The sequence below is a fragment of the Curtobacterium sp. MCLR17_039 genome, assembly GCF_003234745.1.
Lineage (GTDB): Bacteria > Actinomycetota > Actinomycetes > Actinomycetales > Microbacteriaceae > Curtobacterium > Curtobacterium flaccumfaciens.
Window position 1 is genome coordinate 105,154 of record NZ_QKTF01000007.1, and the last position, 23,428, is coordinate 128,581.

General features: G+C 71.5%; 18 protein-coding genes. 4 read left to right on the forward strand and 14 right to left on the reverse strand.

The window, feature by feature from the left end; all coding sequences use genetic code 11:
* Positions 1–90: 90 nt before the first annotated feature.
* The 14 genes from DEJ00_RS10580 to DEJ00_RS10645 form a co-directional block, all read right to left on the reverse strand.
* Positions 91–876 carry an SDR family NAD(P)-dependent oxidoreductase gene (locus tag DEJ00_RS10580; RefSeq protein WP_111057309.1) on the reverse strand — a complete coding sequence of 262 codons (786 nt, stop codon included), beginning with the start codon at positions 874–876 and terminating at the stop codon, positions 91–93.
* 15 nt (positions 877–891) lie between these two features.
* Positions 892–1,845, reverse strand: a complete 954-nt coding sequence (locus DEJ00_RS10585) for a 3-hydroxyacyl-CoA dehydrogenase family protein (protein WP_111057310.1) — start codon at positions 1,843–1,845, stop codon at positions 892–894.
* The gene (locus tag DEJ00_RS10590) at positions 1,842–2,864 is read right to left on the reverse strand and encodes a sugar phosphate isomerase/epimerase (RefSeq protein WP_111057311.1); all 1,023 of its coding nucleotides are present in this window, start codon (positions 2,862–2,864) and stop codon (positions 1,842–1,844) included. The genes DEJ00_RS10585 and DEJ00_RS10590 overlap by 4 nt, the downstream gene beginning before the upstream one ends.
* A 93-nt stretch (positions 2,865–2,957) precedes the next feature.
* Positions 2,958–3,674, reverse strand: a complete 717-nt coding sequence (locus tag DEJ00_RS10595) for a GntR family transcriptional regulator (RefSeq protein WP_017887786.1) — start codon at positions 3,672–3,674, stop codon at positions 2,958–2,960.
* Positions 3,675–3,709: 35 nt separating this feature from the next.
* Positions 3,710–4,702, reverse strand: a complete 993-nt coding sequence (locus DEJ00_RS10600) for a matrixin family metalloprotease (protein ID WP_111057312.1) — start codon at positions 4,700–4,702, stop codon at positions 3,710–3,712.
* 76 nt (positions 4,703–4,778) lie between these two features.
* Positions 4,779–5,738, reverse strand: a complete 960-nt coding sequence (locus DEJ00_RS10605; protein ID WP_111057313.1) for a GNAT family N-acetyltransferase — start codon at positions 5,736–5,738, stop codon at positions 4,779–4,781.
* Positions 5,739–5,935: 197 nt separating this feature from the next.
* Positions 5,936–7,882, reverse strand: coding sequence for a prolyl oligopeptidase family serine peptidase (locus tag DEJ00_RS10610; RefSeq protein WP_111057314.1), 1,947 nt, complete (start codon positions 7,880–7,882; stop codon positions 5,936–5,938).
* Entirely contained in the window at positions 7,879–9,690 is a 1,812-nt protein-coding gene (locus DEJ00_RS10615) for an N-acetylglutaminylglutamine amidotransferase (RefSeq protein WP_111057315.1), read from the reverse strand. The genes DEJ00_RS10610 and DEJ00_RS10615 overlap by 4 nt, the downstream gene beginning before the upstream one ends.
* Positions 9,690–12,275: a carboxylate--amine ligase/circularly permuted type 2 ATP-grasp protein gene (locus DEJ00_RS10620; RefSeq protein ID WP_111057316.1), complete on the reverse strand. Its 2,586-nt coding sequence runs from the start codon at positions 12,273–12,275 to the stop codon at positions 9,690–9,692. The genes DEJ00_RS10615 and DEJ00_RS10620 overlap by 1 nt, the downstream gene beginning before the upstream one ends.
* 659 nt (positions 12,276–12,934) lie before the next feature.
* Entirely contained in the window at positions 12,935–13,813 is an 879-nt protein-coding gene (locus tag DEJ00_RS10625; protein WP_027466954.1) for an ABC transporter permease, read from the reverse strand.
* On the reverse strand, positions 13,810–14,742 hold the full coding sequence (locus tag DEJ00_RS10630) for an ABC transporter permease (RefSeq protein ID WP_111057317.1): 933 nt from the start codon (positions 14,740–14,742) through the stop codon (positions 13,810–13,812). Before DEJ00_RS10630 ends, DEJ00_RS10625 begins: the two co-directional genes overlap by 4 nt.
* Entirely contained in the window at positions 14,739–15,959 is a 1,221-nt protein-coding gene (locus DEJ00_RS10635) for a PotD/PotF family extracellular solute-binding protein (RefSeq protein ID WP_220038862.1), read from the reverse strand. The genes DEJ00_RS10630 and DEJ00_RS10635 overlap by 4 nt, the downstream gene beginning before the upstream one ends.
* Positions 15,956–17,137, reverse strand: a complete 1,182-nt coding sequence (locus tag DEJ00_RS10640) for an ABC transporter ATP-binding protein (RefSeq protein ID WP_027466951.1) — start codon at positions 17,135–17,137, stop codon at positions 15,956–15,958. The genes DEJ00_RS10635 and DEJ00_RS10640 overlap by 4 nt, the downstream gene beginning before the upstream one ends.
* 30 nt (positions 17,138–17,167) lie before the next feature.
* Positions 17,168–18,622 carry an aminobutyraldehyde dehydrogenase gene (locus tag DEJ00_RS10645; protein ID WP_111057318.1) on the reverse strand — a complete coding sequence of 485 codons (1,455 nt, stop codon included), beginning with the start codon at positions 18,620–18,622 and terminating at the stop codon, positions 17,168–17,170.
* A gap of 133 nt (positions 18,623–18,755) precedes the next feature.
* Between DEJ00_RS10645 and DEJ00_RS10650 the strand changes: the two genes are divergently transcribed.
* From DEJ00_RS10650 to DEJ00_RS10665, 4 genes are read left to right on the forward strand one after another with little or no spacing between them, the layout of a single operon-like run.
* Positions 18,756–19,238, forward strand: coding sequence for an Lrp/AsnC family transcriptional regulator (locus DEJ00_RS10650; protein WP_035809531.1), 483 nt, complete (start codon positions 18,756–18,758; stop codon positions 19,236–19,238).
* Entirely contained in the window at positions 19,235–20,677 is a 1,443-nt protein-coding gene (locus DEJ00_RS10655) for an aspartate aminotransferase family protein (protein ID WP_111057319.1), read from the forward strand. The genes DEJ00_RS10650 and DEJ00_RS10655 overlap by 4 nt, the downstream gene beginning before the upstream one ends.
* Positions 20,678–20,679: 2 nt before the next feature.
* Positions 20,680–22,044, forward strand: coding sequence for an FAD-binding oxidoreductase (locus DEJ00_RS10660; RefSeq protein ID WP_111057320.1), 1,365 nt, complete (start codon positions 20,680–20,682; stop codon positions 22,042–22,044).
* Entirely contained in the window at positions 22,044–23,387 is a 1,344-nt protein-coding gene (locus DEJ00_RS10665; RefSeq protein WP_111057321.1) for an NAD(P)/FAD-dependent oxidoreductase, read from the forward strand. Before DEJ00_RS10660 ends, DEJ00_RS10665 begins: the two co-directional genes overlap by 1 nt.
* Positions 23,388–23,428 lie beyond the last annotated feature (41 nt).

Below are 23,428 nucleotides of genomic sequence, written 5' to 3' on the forward strand. Positions count from 1 at the left end.
CGTTCTGGCGTCCGGCGGTCGGTTCGGTCGTCCGGACGGGAGGCACGGATCGCGTCGCCCGGTCGGCGCGCGTTCCGTGGGCGGCTGGCCCTAGTGCATGTACAGGCCGCCGTCGACGTTGAGCGTCTGGCCCGTGACGAACCCGGCATCCTCGCTGATCAGGTACGCGACGGCGGCGGCGATGTCCCGCGGGGTGCCGATGCGCGGCAGCACGCCGTCGGCGGCCATCTCGGCCTTCCGCTCCTCGGACAGGGTGCCGCCCATGATGTCGGTGTCGATCGGACCGGGGGCGATCGCGTTGACCGTGACGCCGCGCGGGCCGAGCTCGCGCGCCAGGCCACGGGTCAGGCCGATCACGCCGGCCTTCGCCACCGTGTACGGGGTCTTGCTGAAAGTGCCGCCGCCGCGCTGGGCGGAGACCGACGACAGGTTCACGATGCGCCCGTAGCCGGACCGCACCATCGACTCGGCCGCCCGCAGGCTGGCGAAGTGCACACCGTCGAGGTTGATCGACAGCACCCGGTGCCACTCCCCCTCGGGCAGGTCGAGGTAGGCGTGCGCGGACGAGACCCCGGCCAGGTTCACCAGTGCGGTGATCGGCCGGAGTTCGGCCTCGATCGTGTCGAAGGCCGCACGGACGGCGGACTCGTCGGCGACGTTCGCCCCGACGCCGACGGCCCGCACGCCGTGCTGTTCGCGGATCTCGGCGGCGACCTGCTCGCTCGCCGTCTGGTCGAGGTCGAGGATCCCGACGTCCCACCCGGCCTCGGCCAGGTGGTGGGCGGTGGCGCGGCCGATGCCCCGTGGTGAGGCGGCCCCGGTGAGGACGACGGTGCGGTCCTGGTGCTGGCCGGCTGACTGGTTCTGGTCGCTCATGGTGTCCCTCCCGCCTCAGTGGATCGGTGCCGGGCCGAGCTCGTCGAGGAGCTTCTGCATCGCGACGTACGCCTTGTTCCGGTAGGCGACGAGCTCGGGCGTGCGGTCGGCGGGGACCTCGAGGTACCCGGCGCCGGACTTCGTGCCGAGTTCACCGGCGTCGACGTGCTGCTGCAGCGACGGCGGGGTGGCGAAGCGCTCGGGCCAGCGGGTCTGCAGCGACTCGAAGCAGAACGCGTAGACGTCGAGCCCGGCCATGTCGGCGATCGCGAACGGGCCGAAGAACGGCAGGCGGAACCCGAACGTGGTCCGCACGATGGTGTCGATGTCGTCGGGGCTCGCGATGCCCTCGTCGGCGATCTTCGTGGCCTCCTCGAACAGCGCGTACTGCAGGCGGTTCAGGACGAACCCCGTCGAGTCCTTCACCCGCGCCGACTGCTTGCCGGTCGCGGCGACGACGGTCTCACCGACCTCGATCGCGTGCTCGTTCGTGGTCGGGTGCGGGATGAGCTCGACGCCGGGGATGAACGGTGCCGGGTTCGAGAAGTGCACCCCGAGGAACCGCTCCGGGCCCACGACCGCCTCGGCCAGCGACTCGATCAGGATCGTCGAGGTGTTCGAGCCGATCACGGCGTCCGGGCGGGCGGCCTCGCTGATGCGGCGGAGCGTCGCGTGCTTGATCTCGAGCTTCTCGGGCACGGCCTCCTCGATGAAGTCGGCGACGGCGACGGCGGCCTCGATCGACTCAGCGGCGCTCAGGTGTGCGCGGACCCGTTCGACGGCGTCCTCGGGGAACAGCCCGTCGGCGACGAACTGTGCGGTCTCGGTGAGCAGCCGCTCCAGGTTCTGCTGGGCGATCTCGGCCGAGACGTCGGCGATCCGGACGGTGTGGCCGGCGAGGGCGAGGACCTGGGCGATCCCGCCGCCCATGTAGCCGGACCCGACGACGGCGATGTCGAGGGTGCTCATCGGATTGCTCCTTCGGTGCTGGTTGGTGCAGTCGGGGTCGCCGTCGCGTCGAGCTTCGTCGTCGCGAGGACGGATCGGATGTACTGCTGGTTGGTGGCGCAGACGCCGAGGCTGTCCCCGCCGTACTGCTCGGTCATGACGATCCCGCGGAACCCGTCGGCGACGGCGTCGCGCAGGACCTGGCGGTAGTTGATGAGGCCCGTCTCCATGGTGCTCGGCGCACTCGTCGCCCAGCTCCCGTCGCCGGCCTCGTCACGCGTGTAGTTCTTCACGTGCAGGTAGTTCGTGTACGGCATGGTCTTCGCGAAGAGCTCCCGCCAGTCCTCGACGGGACGGTGCAGACGGATGAGGTTCGCGACGTCCGCGTTCAACCCGACGTTGTCGAGACCGATCTCCTCGACCAGACGGACCGCTCTGTCGGCGGTGCCGAGGTACGTGTCCTCGTACAGCTCGAGCGCCATCGGCAGCCCGACGGTCGCAGCGTGCTCGCCGAGCTCCCGCAGTCGCTTGACCGCGGCGTTCCAGACCTCGGGGTCGTCCGGGTCCTTCGGGCCCGGCGCCGTCCAGAACCACAGCGCGCGCTTCTGGGCGTCCGTGAACGGCTGGTGCAGCCCGGTCGAGAAGACCTGCATGCCCCACTCGGCCGCCGCGTCGATGGTGCGGTGGGCGTAGGCGAGGTTCTCGTCCTCGTGCCCGGGCTGGATGACGCTCTTGCGCTGCAGGTGCACGGACGGGATCCCGACGCCGTGCGACTTCGCGACGGCGAACAGCTCGTCGCGGCGCGAGGCTTCGAGGTCTGCGGGGCGGATGTGGCTGTCGGCGAGTTCGGCGAGCGAGAAGCCGACGGCCTCGATCTGCCCGAACACCTCGTCCCACACCTCGGCGGGGGCGTCGTGGAAGGCCGTCCCGTCTCGGGTGACCTGCGCGAACCCGTGCAGGCACGCGGCGATCGGCCAGGTCTCCGACGTCCAGGTGGTGGGGTCCCAATCCTGGTCGACCCAGTCCTGTGGAGTGGTCACGGAATGCTCCCTTGCATGTCGTGGTGGTTCGGCGATGAACCTCTTTCCTATAGGAAAGATACTCGCACGACGCCGGAACGCAACCCCGTTGCCTCAGCTGGTGTGGGACGCGTCCGCGCGCGAACGCAACCGGACGGCGTCGATGTGGAGCCGCATCGCGGCGACGGCCGACGTCGGGTCCGCAGCCAGCGCCTCCAGGATGGCCCGGTGTTCCTGGACCGCACGATCGGTGTCGTCCCCGCCACCCTCGACGATCTGCCGCATGCGGTGCACGCGCGTCGTGATGATCTCGGACATCTCCTCGAGGAACGGGTTGCGCGTCGCATCGAAGATCAGCTGGTGGAACTGCCAGTCACTGCGGAAGAAGCGGGCCATCAGCTCCTCCGGGGCGTGCGCAGCCCCGACCGACGCGACCTCGGCGGCCACCGCAGCCTGCTCGTCGAGCGCTGCCGCGAGTCGCTCGCGCAGGCCGTCGACGTCACCGCGGGCCGCGAGCTCGACGGCGCCGCTCTCCACGATGAGCCGGGCGTCGAACAGGGCCTCGAGCTGGTCGCCGGCCAGGGGCGGGGAGACCCGGTACCCCTTGTTCGCTTCACGGGTGACGAGGCCGGTGCGTTCGAGTTGCACCAGGGCTTCACGCACCGGGGTCGGCGAGACCCCGAGGGAGCGGGCGAGGCCGTCGATCGACAGCCGCATGCCCGGTTCGACGTCGTGGCCCATCAGGACCTCGAGCACCCGGTCGTAGACGCGGTCACGCAGACCGAGCTGCGTGATGCGCTCCGTCCCGAAGCCGGGCATGGTCGTGGACATGGGTCGATCCTAGAGAATCCACGAAGGCGTCCCGATCAGTAGATCGCGTCGATCCCCAGCAGGTCGCCGAGGCCGAGGCCGCGCTGACTCGTCTCGCACGTCGACACCGACGGCTTCATCACCAGGCCGCTGTTCGCGGCCGTGTGCCCGAGCCCGTAGGCGTGACCCCACTCGTGCGTGGCGACGCCACGCAGGTCGAACCGTGCCCCGGAGCAGGTCGCGGCGGCGGACCAGTTGACCGACGTCGAGTACCGCTGGTCCGTCTCGACGGCCGTGCCGGAGCGCGACCACACGCAGGTCACGCCGAGGGTGTCCTTCGGCAGCGACCCCCACCCGACCACGCTCGACGCGTTCGCGGCTCCGCAGCCTCCGGTCGCGGTGACGCCCATCGCCTGCTTGAGCACCCCGAGGTGCTTCTGGTCGGCGGTCGAGGTGATCGTCCGGCCGCACGACGAGACCGGCCCGGTCCAGGCGTCGGCTCCGGCCCCGATCGCCGACGGACCGGTGACCTTCTGGTTGTTCGGGTTGTAGCTCCAGTTCACCGGGCCCGCCCAGCGGAACCCGAGCCGGGTGTACGAGGTGTTGGTGCAGCTCGTGGCCGCCTTCGTGGCCGACGTGGTGGCCGCTCCGCGCGTCACGACGGCGGCGGCCACCCGGTCGCGCAGCGCCTGGCGTTCCTGCCGGACGGCGGCCGCCGACCCGGACCAGGCATCGTCGACGCGCACCGCGACACCCGCGCGGCCGGTGTTCGTGATCGACACGTCCCCGCCGTCGTCGACGCCCGACGCGGCCACCGGTAACGCGGAGACCGTCGTGCCCGGTTCCGGCACGACGAACTGCCGACCGTCGGGCAGCACGATCGTCGGCGTGGCCACGGCGCACCCGCTCGCGAGCTGCTCGAGGGTGACACGGTCCCCGTTGCACGCCGGCGCTGCGACCGCTGCCGAACCCGGGCCGGTCGAGACGACGACCGCGGCCAGCGCGATACCGAGGGTGACCGCACCTGCGGTCCACGACGACGTCCTCACGATGATGGTTCTCCTGTCATGACGCGCCGAGGTGCCCCGGCGACCAAGACAGTGTGCGGAGCGCCACTCGGGGCAGTCAACCCCCCGAACTGCCGCTCCCGGCCGGCCGATCGCTCCCGTCCGGCACCCGCACGAACCGCGGCGCCCCACGGTCCCGCAGGCGGAACCCCAGGTGCTGGTACAGCCCGATCGCCCCGGTGTTGCCGGCGGCCGCGTGCATCAGAGGAGTCTCCCCGCGCTCCCGGATCCCGTGCGCGACGGCGAGCACCAACCGACGCCCGAACCCCTGCCCCCGGTACGCCTCGTCCGTGCACACCGCGCTGATCTCGGTCCACCCCGGCGGGTGCAACCGCTCCCCCGCCATGGCGACGAGCTGCCCGTCCCGCCGGATGCCCAGGTACGTGCCGAGCTCGATCGTGCGCGGCAGGAACGGCCCCGGCTTCGTCCGCTCCACCAGGGCGGTCATCTCCGGCACGTCGTCGGGCGTCAGCACGACGGCTTCGTCGTCCGGCGCACCCTCGATCGCCTCACCGGTCAGCTGCACGCCGCCGGCACCCTCGACGAGCTCCCACCCCTCGGGCAGGACGGCAGCCGCACCGACGCCGAGCATCCCGCCCGACCCGAGCAGCGCCCGGACGTCCTCCCAGTCCTGCTCGGTGGGTCGCTCGGGGATCCCCGTCCACACCGACACGTCGGTCTGGTAGCGGACCACGTCGCCGCGCCGCTCGGCGAACCGCGCGTGGTGGCTGTTCAGTGCGGCCATCGCGGGTGCGTCGAGCATGCGCGTCGGGGTTCCGTCGTCGGCGATCGTCAGGTCGAGGGTCCGGAGCGCCTCGCCGCGGGCATCACCACCACGGAACCCGAGGTCCTCGATCCGCCGACGATCGCCGTCCGCCCACCCGGCGGTGTCCGCGACGACGCCGGAGGCGTACTGGTTCGTGGCACGGTGGACGACCTGCTCGACCTCCGCTGCCGAGGCCACGAGGACCTCTCCCGGTCGGGGCAGCGCGGTCGAGGTCGGCGCAGTCGTCGTCATGCCACCATTCTCCGCCCGCGGCGAGCGCCGCCGACGCATCGTTGCACCCGGTGACGCCGAGCCGCGGCTCGCACGGTGCGAGGGGGGCCACGGCCCGTGGGAGGTTCCGTACTCGGTGCGAGGGCACGTGCGCCGCACGGAGTACGGAACCTCGCACCAGGCCGAGCACCAGACCGAGCGCCCCGCCCCGCCAGGCCTCACCCCAGCCGCGCCGCCACGAACTCCACCATCCGCCGCACGAGCAGCGCCTGCGACGACGCCCGCCGGTACTCGTGCCCCTCACCCTCGAGCTCCAGGTACTCCACGTCGTGCGACCGCTCCCGCAGCGCCGCGACGACCTGGTGCGCCTCACCGATCGGCACGTTCGTGTCGAGCTCACCGTGCACGACGAGCAGCGGCGCCGTGACGTCGTCGATCGCGCGCATCGGCGACAGTGCCGCGAGCAGGGCTTCGTCCTCGACGGGGTGGCCGTACTTCGAGGCGGCAGCGGCCGCGATCCACGGTTCGGTGTCCCGGTAGAAGGTCGCGAAGTCGCTCATCCCGCACACCGCGACCCCGGCCGCGAACACGTCGGGCGTGAACGCCAACGACGCGAGCGTCGCGTACCCGCCGTACGAGCGTCCCTCGACGGCGACCCGGGAACGCTCGGCGTACCCGTTGGTCACCAGGAACCGCGCGCAGTCGACGACATCGGCGAGCGCGTTCCACCGCAGCGCCAGGTCGTCGGCGTGCACGAACTCGTGGCCGTACCCGCTGGACCCGCGGATGTTCGGTGCGAACACGGTCACCCCGGCGGCGGCGAGCGCCTGGTGCTGCGGCGAGAACGTGGGTCGTTCCTGCGACTCCGGTCCGCCGTGCAGGTGGACGAGCGCTGCGCGGCCGGGAGGCGCGGCACCAGCACCAGGGTCGGCATGCGCCGCCGACGCGGTCGGCTCCACGGCCCGGTACAGCCACCCGGTCAGCTCCAGTCCGTCGCGGGCGGCGAACCGCTCGAGCGTCGGCTCGACCAGCTGCACGTCCGGCAGCACCGGGACGTCGGTGACCCGGCTCCAGGTCAGCGCGTTCGTGTCGAGTCGCCACAGTTCGCGCGGCCGGGTCGGTCCCTCGACGGCGAGCAGCACGCTCCGGCCGTCACGGCTGAGCACGGGATCGGTGACGACGTACCCGGGCAGGTCCGGCACGGGGGTGCGCGAGGCGTCGTGGGTGTTGATGAGGTCGAGCTCACTGCGGCCGTCGACGTTCCAGACGAGCAGCAGCGTGCGGCCGGCGTCGTCGGCGTCCAGGTACTCGAGCTCGGCGTCGTCGCGCTCGACGATCCGCCGCGGTGTGCCGCGCCAGCCGTGCGGGCCGACCGGCTGCGCGACGAGTCCGCGGCGGGGCAGTCCGGCCTCGGTGGCGACGTAGGCGACGAGCGGACTGGTCTCGCTCGCGGGCGAGGGTCGCAGGAACGCGATCTCGGCGGACCCGTCGGGGTCGTCGGCGAACAGGGCGTGGCTCTCGTCGGTCAGCCGGTCGACGACCACGACGAACTCCTGGCCGCGCTGGCCGTCGCTCAGCACGACGAGCCGTTCCTCCACCGACAGGTCCAGGATGTGGATGAGCTCCCCCACGGCCAGGTCGTCGCGATCACCGGTGACCGGGTCGACCAGGTACGCACGGGCCGGCTGCTCGGGCTCGGTCGAGGGCAGGGTGATGACGACCCGGTGTCCGCTGCGGCTCCACGGTCCGAGTTCGGCGTGCTGGTACCGCGAGCCGGCGATCTGCGCGGCGTCGGAGCCGTCCGGCCGCACCACCCAGACCTGTTGCTTCACGCCGCCGTCGGTCGCGATGGCGACGGCGAGCCACTCCCCGTCGGAGGACCACGACACCCGGATCACCGGGTCGTCGGACAGCGCGATCCGCACCGGTTCCGGCAGCTCGCCGTCGACGACGACGTCCTGCACGAAGACCTCGGGGGTGCCGTGCCGGTCGCTCACGAACGCCACCCGCCGGGCGTTCCGGGTCATGGTCGGTCCCCACGACCCCCAGGCGGCGGTGAGGCGCGCACCCAGGTCGGCCGCGGCCCTGGTGGTGACCGACGGCTCGACGGTGGCCGACGACGCGACGCCCTGCGCGCCTCCAGTCCGGACGGAACCCACGGTCACCGCACCCCCTGCTGCTGCAGCCACATCTCGATCAGGCCGAGCTGCCAGAGCGCGTTCGCGCCGATCGCGGTCCTGGTGCTGTTCGGGTCCTGCAGCATCCGCTCGACGGTGACGGGGTCGAAGAGCCCGCGCTCCCGCGCCTCGGGTGCGTGCAGCGCGTCGCGGACGCGCTCCAGGTACGGGCCCTCGAGCTGCCGGATGGCGGGGACCGGGAACGAGCCCTTGCTGCGGTCGATGACGGCGTCGGGCACGATCCCGCGCGAGGCGCGCTTCATCACGCCCTTGCCGCCGTCGGTGAGCTTCATCGACGGCGGGATCGCGGCGGCGAGCTCGACGAACTCGTGGTCCAGGAACGGCACGCGGGCCTCGAGCCCCCACGCCATCGTCATGTTGTCGACGCGCTTCACCGGGTCGTCGACGAGCATGATCGTGGTGTCGCTGCGGAGCGCGGCATCCACGCTCGTCTCCGCGCCCGGCCGTGCGAACTGGCGGTCCACGAAGGCCGACGGGGTGTCGTCGTCGCTCTTCCACCGCTCCCCGAGCAGGGCCTGCAGCGCCGGCCAGCGGCGGTCCATGAAGACGGATCGGTACGCCTCGGCGGCCTGGTCGTGCGGCACGTCGGCGAGCGGCGGGTACCAGTCGTACCCGGCGAGCACCTCGTCGGCGCCCTGGCCGGACTGCACCACCTTGACGTGCTGCGAGACCTCCTGCGACAGCAGGTAGAAGGCGACGCAGTCGTGGCTGACCATCGGCTCGCTCATGGCGGCGACCGCACCGTCGATGCCGTCGAGCAGGCGCGACGAGGGGATGTGGATGCGGTGGTGGTCGGTGCCGAAGTGCGCAGCGACCTGGTCGGAGTACTCGAACTCGTCGCCGGACTCACCGCCCGCCGCCTCGAACCCGATGCTGAACGTGGCGAGGTCCTGCTGCCCGGCCTCGGCGAGCAGCCCGACCACGAGCGAGGAGTCGATCCCGCCGGAGAGCAGCACCCCGACGGGGACGTCGGCGACCATCCGGCGCTCGACGGCGGTGCGGAGCGAGCCGATGAACGCCTGCTCCCAGTCCCGCTCGGACCAGTCGGCCCGGGCGGGGTCACGCTCGAAACGGGGCTCCCAGTAGACGGTGTCGTGCGCGGTGCCGTCGGGCTCGATCACCCGGACGGTCGCCGGCGGGAGCTTGCCGACGCCGGCCAGGATCGTGCGGGGCGCGGGGACGATCGAGTGGAAGCTCATGTACGAGGCGAAGGCGACGGGGTCGATGGACGTGTCGACTTCCTTGGTGCCGGTGCCGCTCGCGCCGCCGTCCCCCGCCAGGATCGCGGGCAGGGAGCTCGCGAACCGGAGGCCGCCCGGGACGGGTGCGACGTAGAGCGGCTTGATGCCGAGCCGGTCCCGCGCCAGCACGAGTCGGCCGCTGCCGTGCTCCCAGATGGCGATGGCGAACATCCCGATCAGGTGGTCGACGAACGCGGTGCCCCACTCGGCGTACGCCAGGGCGATGACCTCGGTGTCCGACGTCGACGCGAACCGGTGCCCCTTGCCGTGCAGCTCGTCGCGGAGCTGCCGGTAGTTGTAGACCATCCCGTTGTAGGCGATCGTCAGTCCGGCCTCGGCCAGCACCATCGGCTGCGCGCCCGCGGTGGACAGGTCGACGATGGACAGCCGTCGGTGCCCGAGCGCGACCGGGCCGCGAGCCCACAGACCGTCGCCGTCCGGGCCGCGGTGCGTCATGCAGCCGGTCATCCGGGCGACCGCCCCGACGTCCGGCGCTCGGCCGTCGAACCGGATCTCGCCCGCGAGTCCACACATCAGCGCTCTCCCTCGGTGTCCGCCGGGGCGGGGTCGGTGTCCGCCGGGGCGTTCCCCACGATCCACGTGTCCTTCGCGCCGCCGCCCTGCGACGAGTTGACGACCATGCTGCCCTCGGGCGCGACGCGCGTCAGGGCGACGTCGGCCAGGTGCACGTCGTCCGGTCCGGTCCCCGTCGCGTAGACGAAGGCCCGCAGGTCCACGTGCCGCGGGTCGAGACCGGCGGGTCCGATCGTCGGGTGCGAGGACAGCTGCACCACCTCCTGCCCCACCCACCCGGCGGGGTCCGCGGCGATCTCGCGCCGTCGCTCGGCAACCTCGGGGGCGCTCGCGCTCGGTCCGATCAGGACCCCGCGTCCACCCTCGCCATCGACCGGCTTCGTGACGAGTTCCCCGACGCGGTCCAGGACCGACAGCCGTTCGACCTCGATGCTCGTGCGGTAGGTCGGCACCGATGCCAGCAGGGGTTTCTCGTCCAGGTAGTACCAGATCAGGTCCGGCACGGTGACGTACATCGCCTTGTCGTCGACCAGCGCGTTGCCCGGCGCGTTCGCCAGGTAGACGCGTCCTGCCTCCGCCGCGTCGAGGATCCGCGCACCCAGGTCGGGAGCGTGCTCCGCGGTCAGCGCACTGACGTCGCGGTCGATCCGCAGGTACAGCCCGTCGAGCACGTCGCCCGTCGTCGCGTCGACCACGCGTCCGTCACGGACGTCCAGGTCGGACCCGGACAGGAGGCGCAACCCGGCCCCGTCGGCCAGCCTGCGGTGCTCGAACCACGCGCCGGCGGCGGGGCCGTCGCTGACCAGCGCGATCACGGGGTCGGTCGCGCCCGTCACCGCGGAGGTGTTCGCGCAGAGGGTCCGGCGGAGGCGGTCGGTCACGCCGTGCGGGTCGCGCAGGTGCGCCGGCCGCGGGGCGTCCGGCACGACGTCGTCCATCAGCTCGCGCAGGGCGATGCCGTACGCGACGCCCGAGGGCGAGCGGACGTTGTCCTCGAGCACCCGCCAGCCGCCGAACTCGTTGCGCACCAGGTCGAACCCGAGCACCGGCGCACGGACGGCGGTCGCCGGCAGCCGGGTGGCGTCCGGGTCCCAGCCCTTCGCGCCGACGAAGTGGTCCGCGTCCAGCACGCCGTCGGCCACGATCCGCCGCTCGCCGTACGCGTCACGCAGGAACAGCTCGATCGCGCGGGCGCGCTGCCCCAGGCCACGCTCGAGCTGTGACCACTCGTACGCGCTGATCGTCCGGGGCACCAGGTCGCAGCCGAACTCCTGCGCCCCGCCGTCCACCACGAAGCCGACGTGGTGCTCACGGGTCCAGACGTCGCGGGCGGTGCAGCGCTCGATCGCGGTCTCGGCGTCCCAGCCGTCGAAGAACGCCGCCAGGTCACGGAACGCGGGACGAGGGCGTGCACCGGGGCCGACCGCCTCGTCGCCGGCGCGGACGCGGTACCCGTGGATCGGGACCACGGGGTCCTCATCGCGTCCGGACGGGAGCCCCGCGGTGTCCTCCACCACCAGGGCGACGACGTCGTCCATCTCCCCGCGCTCGGCGTACGCGGTGCGCTGCCGGTCGGTGGAGTTGCCGCGGGCCAGGGTCGCGTCGAGCAGCTCCGTCACCGTTCCCCAGTCACCGAGCTCCTCGAGCTCCGGCCGCAGGCGGGACACGAGCTGGCGCACCGCGACCTCGGCGGGCAGGCGTTCGGGGTGCTGTCCGAGGCCGACGAGTTCCCCGCTCAAGCCGGAGCGGGCGGCCTGCCACATCGCCGCACGGTGCAGGGGTTCGCTGCGCGGATGCCACTCGGCGCCCGACACGACCGACTTCTCGGCCTTGCGCACGGCGGCGCGGAAGAGTCCGGCGATGAGCACGGCGTCGTCCACCACCGGGGTCGCGTCGCAGACCCGGAGTTCGAGCGTCGGTGCGTGCGACGACGGCCGCACGTCGAAGTAGGCCATCTTCTTGTCGGCGATCACGCCCGAGGCGATCAGGTCGTCGAGCACCCGGTCGTACTCGGCGGCGTCTTCGACCGGACCGAAGCTGCCGGCCGACGGCCACCGCTGCCAGATGATGCTGCGGAACGAGGCGTACCCGGTGTCCTGCCCGTTCCAGAACGGACTCGACGCGCTCAGGGCGAGCAGCACCGGGAGCACCGGCGCCACCCGCTGGGCGATCAGCACCGCCAGGTCGCGGTCGCTCACCCCGACGTGCACCTGCAGGCCGCAGATGAGCTGTTCGTCGACGAGCATCCGGTACTGCTCCTGCATCCGGCCGTACCGACCGCCGGAGCTCAGTTCGAAGTCGGCGTACTCCGACCTCGGCGCGGTGCCCACGGCGGCGATGGTGACGCCGGCCGGGGCGATCGCGGCGCTGAGCTCACTGCGCAGGTCGACGATCACCCGCCGCAGGTCGTCGAGGGTCCGCACCACCGGGGTGTTCGTCTCGATCGTCGTGCGCTGCAGCTCGGCGCCGAAGCGGTCGGTGGGCAGTTTGGGCAGAAGGCGCGGGGCCTTCGCGGAAAGTCGGCCGGACTCGAGGTCGATGAGGTGCAGCTCTTCCTCGGCGCCGAGCGTCAGCTCTGCACTCATGGCTGGAACCTACGCGTGTGCCCTGTGGCACGCACCGCGGCACACCGCCCGACTCGTGCCCGTAACACTCCCGTCCACCGGTTGTCACGTCCACTGCACTCCCGCCCGCACCGTGCGACTCGCGCCACCCCATGCGAGGTTCCACGCTCCGTGCGCCGCTACAAGCGCGCACCACGCACGCAACCCCGCACCAGCCGACGCACCCCGCACCGTGCGACTCGCGCCGATCGCGCACCGGCCCGCGAAGGCCGCACCGTGCTGTGGACGCACCACCCGCAGTCTGGAGGCACGGCGCCAGTCCGCCACGCGCCTCCCGTCCGCACCGTGCGCACCTATTCACCCCGTGCGAGCTTCCAAGCACCGTGCCCGGTTACAAGCGCGCACTACGCACCCGACACCGTGCCGGTGCCCGCCCGCGACCCCACTCCGGCCGGTGCCGTTCGTGATCGCGATCGGCCTGCTGATCATGCTCGTTGCGACCGTCAACCCCGTGCTGCAGGCCCGACGCCGGTCACTCGGCCCGCAGCTCGCCGACACTGCGTCCTGATCACGCCGGCCTCGTCACCCCGTGCGAGGTTCCGTACTCGGTGCGAGGCGCGCGGGCTCGCACCGAGTACGGAACCTCGCACCAGAGCGCCGGAGCGCCGGCGCGCGGTGCCCTACCCCCGCGTGCGCGCCAGCCGCCGGTTGAGCGCCCCGTTCAGCAGCGCGACGAGCAGCCCCACCGCGAACACGAGCGTCCCGAAGCACAGCACCTGCGGCGGCATCCCGGCCTTCGCGGCGCCGTAGACGAACAGCGGGAAGGTGACCGCGGGCCCGGCGACGAACGAGGTGATCACGTAGTCGTCGATCGACATCGCCAGCGCCAGCAGCCCGGCGGCGAGCATGCCCGGCGCCAGCAGCGGCAGGGTGACGAGCCGGAAGGCCTGGAACGGTGTCGCCCCGAGGTCACCCGCGGCCTCTTCGAGCGCCCTCGAGGTCCCCGCGATCCGAGCCCGCAGCACCACGACCACGTAGGCGACGTCGAACGCCACGTGCGTGATGAGCACGGTCAGGAACCCGGTGCCGAGCCCCACCGACAGGAAGAACGAGAGCGACGCGGAACCGACGACGATCGACGGCGCAGCGATGTCGGCGAACACGACGGTGTTCACCACTCCGCGACCCGGGAACCGGTACCGCTCCAGCGCCAGCGCGAGGGGCAGCCCGATCGCGACGGAGATGATCGCGGCCAGGAACGCGACGAGCACCGAGGTGACGAACGCCGCCCCGAGCCCGGAAACGTTCACCAGGTTCGCGTACCAGTAGGTCGTGAACCCGTTCCAGGCGAACGACAGCCGGTTGGTGGGGGCGTCGTTGAACGAGTACACGATCATGTAGACGATCGGCACCAGGGTGATCGCGATCGTCACCCAGTACACGATGGCGAGCCAGGGCCCACGACGGTTCACCCCGTGACGACGCGGACGGCCGGCGACGGAACCGGTCACGGGCGAGGCCGGAGCGGCGGCGGATCGGGACGGTGCGACGGCGGTCATACGAGGTCCTCGAGGTCGTCGGTGCCGGAGACGCGGGCGTAGATGAACAGGATGATGCCGAGCACGACCATGAGCACGGTCGACAGGGCTGCGGCGACGTTGTACTGCTGGTTGCCGGAGTAGGCGTCCTGGATCGCCTGACCGATCGTGTACGTGTTCGTGCCGCCGAGCAGGGCCGAGTTCACCGGGTCGCCGACGCTGTCGATGAAGACGAGCAGCACCCCGGCGAAGATGCCCGAGCGGGACAGCGGCAGCGTGGTGTGCCAGAACGCCCGGAACTTGCCGGCGTACAGGTCGTTCGCGGCCTCGCCGAGTCGTGGGTCGATGCGCTCGAGGGCGGCGTAGATCGGCAGCACCATGAAGGCCAGGTCGTTGTAGGCGTCGCCGAAGATCACCGCGCCGCCGGTGCCGAGGATGTGGAAGTCCTTGCCGGCCAGCCCGAGCGCCTGCAGCGTCGTGACGACCGGGCCCTGCGACGCGAGCACGAACGCCCACATGTCGGTCCGGATGATGAACGACACCAGGAAGCTGATGAACACGAGCATGAGCAGCGGGTTCTTCCACCGCGGGGACACCCGGAACGCGATGAAGTACGCCACCGGGTACCCGACGACGATGCAGGCGATCGTGGCGGCGGCGCCGTACCAGAGCGACCGGAGCAGGAACGTCAGGTAGGGCACCTGCGGGTCGACGAACAGCGAGCCGTAGATCCCGAAGTTCCAGGTGAACGTGTAGCCGTCGTCCGGGTTGCCGGTCATGAGCGAGACGATCAGCCCGGACACCAGCGGGATGACGAAGAACACGCAGAGGTACGCGGTGCCGACGAGCGCCAGGAAGAACGGTGTGCTCCGACGGCGTCCCCGCCGCACCGGCGCCGGGCCGGCGGAACCACCGGGAGCGAGCCCCGGCGCCACTCCGACCGCGCTCACGACTGCACCACCGCGTTGAAGATGCCGTTCCACTCCGAGTACTCGTCGTAGTTCTCGAACACCCGGAACTCGTGCGACTGCTCCAACACGTCCGCAGAGGGGAACACGAGCGGGCTGTCCGCCACGGTGGCGTCGTCGAGTTCGTCCCGCACGTAGTCCTCGGCCGCGGGCACCGGGCAGACGTAGTTGACCCAGTCCTCGACGATCCCGGCGACCTTCGGCGTGTAGTAGAAGTTCATCCACTCGACCGCCGACACCGGGTTCGCGGCCTGCCGTGGGATGAGCATGTTGTCGTGCCAGGTCATCTGCCCCTCTTCCGGCGTGACGAACTCCAGGTCGGGGAACCCGGACTGCTGCGCCTGGAACACGTCGCCCGACCACGCCTGGGTGATCCAGGTGTCGCCGTTCTCCAACCGGTTGATGTAGCTCTGGTCGTAGAAGCCGGTGACGCTCGGCCGCAGTTCGCGCAGCCAGGCCTGGGCCTTCCGCCAGTCGGCGGGCGTCGAGGTCTCCGGGTCGATACCGAGCGCGAGCAGTCCGAGCGACCCGAGTTCGGTGTTGTCACTCATCAGCCCGATGCGGCCCTTGAAGGCCGGGTCCTGCAGGTCCTTGAGCGAGGTGATCTTCCGCCCGGTGTACTTCGGGTTGTAGGCGAGCCCGGTGAACCCGGTCTGCCAGACGACGGAGTGCTTGTTGCCCGGGTCGTAGATGGGGTCCTTGACGGAGTCCGAGGCGTTCGCGGCGAAGTTCGGCAGCCGCGAGTGGTCGAGCTCGCACACGAACCCGTTCTTGATCATCTGGGTCAGCTCGAACCCGTTCGTCATGACGACGAGGTCGTAGCCGGTCGCACCGTGCGCCCGCAGGATCGGTGAGACGGTCGCGTAGAAGGTCGCGTTGTCCTGGATCACCGCCTGGTAGTCGACCGCGATCCCCGTCTCCTGCTTGAACAGCGCCAGGGACTCGGACTTGCCGTGGTCGGAGTCGATGTACAGCGGCCAGTTCGCGAAGTTCAGGGTGCCGGTCGCCTTCGCGTCCTTCCAGAACGCCGCCCAGTCGACGGTGTCCTCGGCGCCGGCGGCGGCGGAGCCCTTGATGCTGCAGCCGGTGAGCAGGGCGGCCAGCGCGGCAGCCCCGCCGCCGGCCAGCAGGCCGCGTCGGCTCACGCGGGCCGACGTCAGCCCCCGCAGCAGGTCCGGACCGGGCACCGCGCCGGTCACGCGAGCGATCCTGCCGTGGCGGGGACGGCCTGGAGGCCCGGGTCGTCCTGGGTGGTGACGGTCGCGTCGGACGCGGGGTGCGCCTCCAGGCCGAAACCGTGGTCGACGCCCCACGTGAGCCAGACCTCGGTGCCGGTCGCGATCCGCGGCCCGCCCTTCGAGTTCTGCGCGAACACCGAGACGCGCCCGGCGCCCGGCACGTCGACCAGGTACTGGGTGCTGACGCCGGAGAACGAGACGTCCACGACCCGACCGGGGCCGAGGATGTTCCGTCCGGCCTCGGGGGTCGGTTCGGCGGTGCGGATCTTGAGCTTCTCGGGCCGGACGCCGACGACGACGCGACCGGTCGTGGCGACGGCTCGGTCGGCCGGCACCGCGATGGAGCCGGCCGCGGTGGCGACGACGAGCAGGCCGGCGTCGGTGCCGCGGACCTCGCCCTCGAGCAGGTTCGACTGGCCGAGGAAGTTCGCGACGAACGCGGTGCGCGGCAGCTCGTACAGATCCTGCGGGCTGCCCATCTGCTCGATCCGGCCGCCGTTCATGACGGCGACCGTGTCGGCCATCGTCATCGCCTCTTCCTGGTCGTGGGTGACGTGCAGGAACGTGAGCCCGACCTCGGCCTGGATCGTCTTCAGCTCGAGCTGCATCTGGTGGCGGAGCTTCAGGTCGAGGGCGCCGAGGGGCTCGTCGAGCAGCAGCAGGGCCGGCCGGTTCACGATCGCGCGGGCCAGGGCGACGCGCTGCTGCATGCCGCCGGAGAGCTGGGCGGGCCGCTTCGACGCCGACCCCTCGAGCTCGACGAGCCGCAGCGCTTCCGTGGCCTTCGTCATCGGGTCCGGGATCCGGCGCCGCTTCAGCCCGAACGCCACGTTGTCGAGCACGCTCATGTGCGGGAACAGCGCGTAGTTCTGGAACACCGTGTTGACGGGCCGCTGGTACGGCTTCGTGTCGGTGACGTCCTGGCCGCCGATGGTGATGGTGCCGCTCGTGGGTTCCTCGAGCCCGGCGACGAGCCGCAGGGTCGTCGTCTTGCCGCAGCCCGACGGGCCGAGCAACGCGAAGAACGAGCCGGCGGGCACCGTCAGGTCGAGGCTGTCCACCGCGGTGTGGCCGGGGAAGGACTTCGTGATCTGGTCGAGCCGGAGATCGGCTCCCGATTCGGCGAACGTTCCGGTCATTGCCATGGTGCCTCCAGGGGGTGGTCGGCCTCAGCCGATGTAGGACATGACGTGCTTGATGCGGGTGTAGTCGTCGAAGCCGTACTGGGACAGGTCCTTGCCGTACCCGCTGTGCTTGAACCCGCCGTGCGGCATCTCGGCGACGATCGGGATGTGCGTGTTGATCCACACGCAGCCGAAGTCCAGGTCGCGGGCGAAGCGCATGGCACGCGCGTGGTCGGTCGTCCACACCGAACTCGCCAGGCCGTACTCGACGCCGTTCGCCCACGTCAGGGCCTGCTGTTCCGTCGAGAACCGCTGCACGGTCTGCACGGGGCCGAAGATCTCCTGCTGCACGGCACGGTCGTCCTGGCGCAGGCCGGCGACGATCGTGGCCTCGTGGAAGTACCCGCGGTCACCCTGTCGTGCGCCGCCGAGCTCGATCGTCGCGTGGTCGGGCAGCGTGTCCAGGAACGACTGCACGTGCGCGAGCTGGTTCGCGTTGTTGACGGGGCCGTAGTGACCGTCCGACCCGGTTCTCGCATTGACGCGTGCCTCTGCTGCGAGCGCCGCGACGAACTCGTCGTGGATGCCCTGTTGCACGAGCAGCCGGGTGGCGGCGGTGCAGTCCTGGCCGGCGTTGAAGAACCCGGCGGCGACGATCCCGGCCACCGCCGAGGGGATGTCGGCGTCGTCGAACACGATCACGGGTGCCTTGCCGCCGAGCTCCAGGTGGGTGCGCTTGAGGTCACCGGCGGCCGCACGGGCGACCGCGACGCCGGCCCGGACGGACCCGGTGATGGACACGAGCTGCGGGGTGGGGTGGTCGATCATCGCGGCGCCGGTGGTGCGGTCCCCCACGACGACGTTCAGGACCCCCGGCGGCAGGAACTCGGCGGCGACCTCGGCGAGCAGCAGGGTCGACAGGGGTGTCGTGTCGCTCGGCTTGAGCACGGTGGTGTTCCCCGCGGCGAGCGCCGGCGCGAACTTCCACACCGCCATGTTGAGCGGGTAGTTCCACGGGGTGACCTGGGCGACGACACCGATGGGTTCACGCCGGACGAACGAGGTGTGGTCGGCCAGGTACTCGCCGGCGCTCCGGCCCTCGAGGTTCCTGGCGGCCCCGGCGAAGAAGCGGATCTGGTCGACGGAGAGCAGGATCTCGTCCTCGACCAGGGTGGCGCGGGGCTTCCCGGTGTCGAGCGACTCGAGGTCGGCGAACTCCGACGCCCGCTGCTCCATCGCGTCGGCGATCCGGAACAGGGCGAGCTGCCGTTCGCCGGGGGTGGTGCGGCGCCAGGTCTCGAACGCGGACGCGGCCGCGCCGAAGGCGGCGTCGACGTCGGCGGGGGTGGACACCGGGGACGTGCCGTAGACGTGCTCGTCGGTCGGGTCGACCAGGTCGAACGTGGTGTCGGCGGTCGACTCGACCGAGGCACCCCCGACGAAGTTCCGCAGGACCCGGGTGTCGGTGTCCGCCGTCGCCGTGCTCTGTGCGTCCAGCATGGCGGTGATACTGACACGGATTCCGGCGGCGCGGAAGAAGGATCCGGAGGTTGTGGAGAACCGTAACAACGGAAATCGTCGCGAAACACGGTGTTCACAACGGAATCCCTTGCGCACCCCGAACCTCGCTGCCATGCTGTCCGGCATGGCGGCAGCACCACGACGTCCGGGACCGATCGACGACACCTCGAAGCGGATCATCGAACAACTCCAGGCGGACGGGCGCCGCCCGTACGGCGAGATCGGCAAGGCCGTCGGTCTCAGTGAAGCGGCGGTCCGACAGCGCGTGCAGAAGCTGACCGAGACCGGCGTCATGCAGATCGTCGCGGTCACCGACCCGATGCAACTGGGCTTCCACCGCCAGGCGATGATCGGCATCCGGGTCAGCGGCGACACCCGAACCGTCGCCGATGCCCTGGAACAGCTGCCGGCGGTCGACTACCTCGTGATGACCGCCGGCAGCTTCGACCTGATGGTCGAGGTCGTGTGCGAGGACGACGACGACCTGATCGAACTGCTCAACGGCACCATCCGGGCCATCCCGGGCGTCGCCGGCACCGAGACCTTCGTCTACCTGCAACTCCGCAAACAGCTCTACGACTGGGGAACGCGATGACCATCTCCGACCAGAAGACCGAACAGCCCACCCGCCTCGGCTCGTACGACCCGTTCGCACCGGTCGACGACGCCGACCTGCAGCGGAAGTCCCGGGACCACCTGTGGATGCACTTCGCCCGGCACGGTGCGAACCAGGCCGGCGCCGACGTGCCGATCATGGTGCGCGGCGAGGGCCACCACGTCTACGACAGCCACGGCAAGGGGTACATCGACGGGCTGTCCGGCCTGTTCGTCGTCGCCGCCGGGCACGGGCGGAAGCGCCTGGCCGAGATGGCCGCGAAGCAAGCGGAGACGCTGAGCTTCTTCCCGATCTGGTCCTACGCGCACCCCGCGGCGATCGAGCTCGCCGACCGGCTGGCCGAGCACGCCCCCGGTGACCTCAACAAGGTCTTCTACTCCACCGGCGGCGGCGAGGCGGTGGAGACCGCCTTCAAGCTCGCGAAGTACTACTGGAAGCTCCAGGGCAAGCCGATGAAGCACAAGGTGATCTCCCGTGCGGTCGCCTACCACGGCACCCCGCAGGGCGCCCTGGCGATCACCGGCATCCCGGCGATGAAGGAGATGTTCGAGCCCCTGACCCCCGGTGGCTTCCGGGTACCGAACACGAACTCGTACCGCGCCGAGGAGATGGGCTTCCCCGGGGGCACCGAGGAGCAGTTCGGCTTCTGGGCGGCGGAACGGATCCGCGAGATGATCGAGTTCGAGGGCCCCGACACCGTCGCCGCGGTGTTCCTCGAGCCGGTGCAGAACTCCGGCGGCTGCTTCACCCCGCCGCCCGGGTACTTCCAGCGGGTGCGCGAGATCTGCGACGAGTACGACGTGCTGCTCGTCTCGGACGAGGTCATCTGCGCCTTCGGCCGGATCGGCACGATGTTCGCCTGCGACACCTACGGCTTCGTGCCGGACATGATCACGTGCGCCAAGGCGATGACCTCCGGGTACTCCCCGATCGGCGCGACGATCATCAGCGATCGCCTGTTCGAGCCGTTCTCCAAGGGGGACACGACCTTCTACCACGGCTACACGTTCGGCGGGCACCCGGTGTCGGCCGCCGTCGCGATGGAGAACCTCGACATCTTCGAGGAAGAGGGGCTGCTCGCCAACGTGCAGCAGAACGCCCCGCTCTTCCGCGCCGAGCTCGACACCCTGCTCGACCTGCCGATCGTCGGGGACGTCCGCGGTGACGGTTACTTCTACGGCATCGAGCTCGTCAAGGACAAGGCCACCAAGACGACCTTCGACGACGACGAGTCCGAGCGGCTGCTGCGCGGGTTCCTGTCGAAGGCACTGTTCGACGCGGGGCTGTACTGCCGGGCCGACGACCGCGGTGACCCCGTCGTGCAGCTCGCACCGCCGCTGACCATCGGGCAGCCGGAGTTCCGCGAGATGACGTCGATCCTGCGGAGCGTCCTGTCCGAGGCCTGGACGAAGATCTGACCGTGGGCCTCTACCGGGGCGTCTCGTTCTGGCTCGACCAGCTCGCGTCCACCGGACGCGACGACCTGACGCCCCGGCCGCCGCTCGACGGCGACACGACGGCCGACGTCGTGATCGTGGGCGGTGGACTGACGGGTCTCTGGACCGCGTGGTACCTGCACCGGGCCGACCCGGGCCTCCGGATCGTCGTCCTGGAACGCGAGATCGCCGGCTTCGGCGCGTCCGGTCGGAACGGCGGCTGGTGCTCGGCGCTGTTCCCGCGGGCCGCCTCCGCGATCGCCGAGCAGCACGGGCGCGACGCCGCGCTGGCGCTCCGGGCCGCCATGCGCGACACCGTCGACGAGGTCGGCCGCGCCGCGGCCGAAGCCGAGGTCGACTGCGACTACGTGAAGGGCGGGACCGTCCTGTACGCACGCTCCGCCGTGCAGGAACGCGCCGCCCACGACGAGGTCGCGTCCTCCGCGGCATGGGGCGACGACATGACGTGGCGGCCCGCTCGAGCGGGCGACGCCGCCGGATCGGCGGTTGTCGCGTGGACCCCGGACTGCGCGCGCGTGCAGCCCGCCGCGTTGGTGCGTGGCCTCGCGGCCGCCCTGGAGGCCCGTGGCGTCCGGATCGCGGAGCACACGCCCGTCTCGTCCTGGGATCGCGGGCGTGTGGTCACGTCGCGCGGCACCGTCACGGCGGGCGCCGTGGTGATCGCGGTCGAGGGGTACGGCGCCCAGCTGGAGCAGACGAAGCGGCGGATCCTGCCGCTGTACTCGCTCATGATCGCGACGGCCCCGCTGCCGGCGTCCGCGTGGGAGCGCATCGGACTCGAGCACGGGCAGACGTTCTCCGACTACCGGCACCTGCTCGTGTACGGGCAGCGCACGGCCGACGACCGGCTGGCGTTCGGCGGCCGCGGAGCCCGCTACCACTGGGGGTCCGCGATCACGCCCGGGTACGACCGGGTACCGCGGGTGTTCGAGCACCTGCGGCGGGCCCTGGTCGACCTGTTCCCCGTCGTCGCGGACGCCCCGGTCACCCACACGTGGGGCGGACCGCTCGGGGTGCCGCGTGACTGGTGCGCCTCGGTGACCTGGGACGGCCACGTCGGCAGCGCCGGCGGGTACGTCGGTGATGGTCTCTCGACGACGAACCTGGCCGGACGGACCCTCGCCGACCTCGTGCGCGGCGAGTCGACGGCACTGACCGCGCTGCCGTGGGTGAACCACCGGTCGCCCGACTGGGAGCCCGAGCCGCTGCGGTTCCTCGGGGCGAACGCGGGACTCGTCGCGACCGACCTGGCCGACCGCGAGGAAGCGCTGACCGGGCGGCCGAGTCTGGCGGCCCGGCTGATGGCACCGCTGACCGGAGGACACTGATGGCTGCTGGTCTCGACGCCGACGTCGTGGTCGTCGGGGCGGGGATCGCCGGGCTCGCCGCCGCCCGGGCGCTCGCACTCGGCGGGCAGCGGGTCGTCGTGCTCGAGGCCCGCGACCGGATCGGCGGGCGCACCTGGACCGATTCGTCGCTCGGGGTTCCGGTCGACCTCGGCGCCTCGTGGATCCACGGGGTCGACGGCAACCCGCTCTGGGCCCTGGCGTCGGCGTTCGGCATCGACACCGTGGAGTTCACGGTCGGCAGCTTCCAGTTCGACGGCCGGCCGATCGCCTGGCACGGCCCGTCCGGCGACGCACTCTCCGCCGAGGACACGTCGGCGTTCGTCGCGGACCTGCACACCGTCGACGCGGCCCTCGACGCCGTCGTCGCGCAAGCGCCCCCGCCCTCGACCTACGCGGCCGCCGTCGACACCGTGCTGCGGTCGCTGCAGTGGCAGGGCGACCGGGCCGCACGGGTCCGCGAGTACACGGCCCACCGCTCCGAGGACCTCTGCGGTGCCCCCGTGACCGTCCTCGACGCGCACGGCCTCGACGAGGAGCACGTCCCCGGTGACGAGGTGGTGTTCCCCGGCGGCTACGCCCAGTACGCCCGCGCGCTGGCCGAGGGTCTCGACGTCCGGCTGTCGTCGGTCGTGCGGTCGGTGACCCAGGCCGGCGACTCGGTGACGGTGGGACTCACCGACGGCACCACCGTGGTCGCCCGGCAGGTCGTCGTCACGGTGCCGCTCGGGGTGCTGCAGGCCGGCGACGTGGTGTTCACTCCGCCCCTGTCCGCGCCGGTGACCGGAGCGCTCGACCGGCTCGGGATGGGCACCTACGACAAGGTGTTCCTGCGGTTCCCCTCACGGTTCTGGGGCGACTCGTGGGTGGTCCGGCAGCAGGGGCCTGCCGGGGTCGACTGGCACTCCTGGTACGACATGTCCCGGGTGACCGGTGCGCCGGTGCTCGCCGCCCTGGTCGGTGGTGCCGGAGCCCGTCGGCTCGAAACCCTGCCGGACGCCATGGTCGTCGACGAGGGGGTGGTGGCGCTGCGGAAGATGTTCGGCGCGTCCGTCCCCCGGCCCGAGGCGTTCCGGATCACCCGGTGGGCCGAGGACCCGTTCTCGCGGGGCTCGTACTCGTACCTGCACGTCGGGGCGTCACCCGACGACCACGACCTGCTCGGCACCCCGTCCGGCCGGGTGCAGCTCGCCGGCGAGGCCACCTGGAGCGACGACCCGGCGACCGTGCACGGTGCGCTGCTGTCCGGGCTGCGGGCAGCCGGGCGGTTGCTCGGCACCCAGGTCGAGCCGCTCTCGCTCGCCGACCCGCTGTCCACGCCCTGAGCGCCACACCCCCGCGGGTGTCGGCCCGTGCGACACTCGCT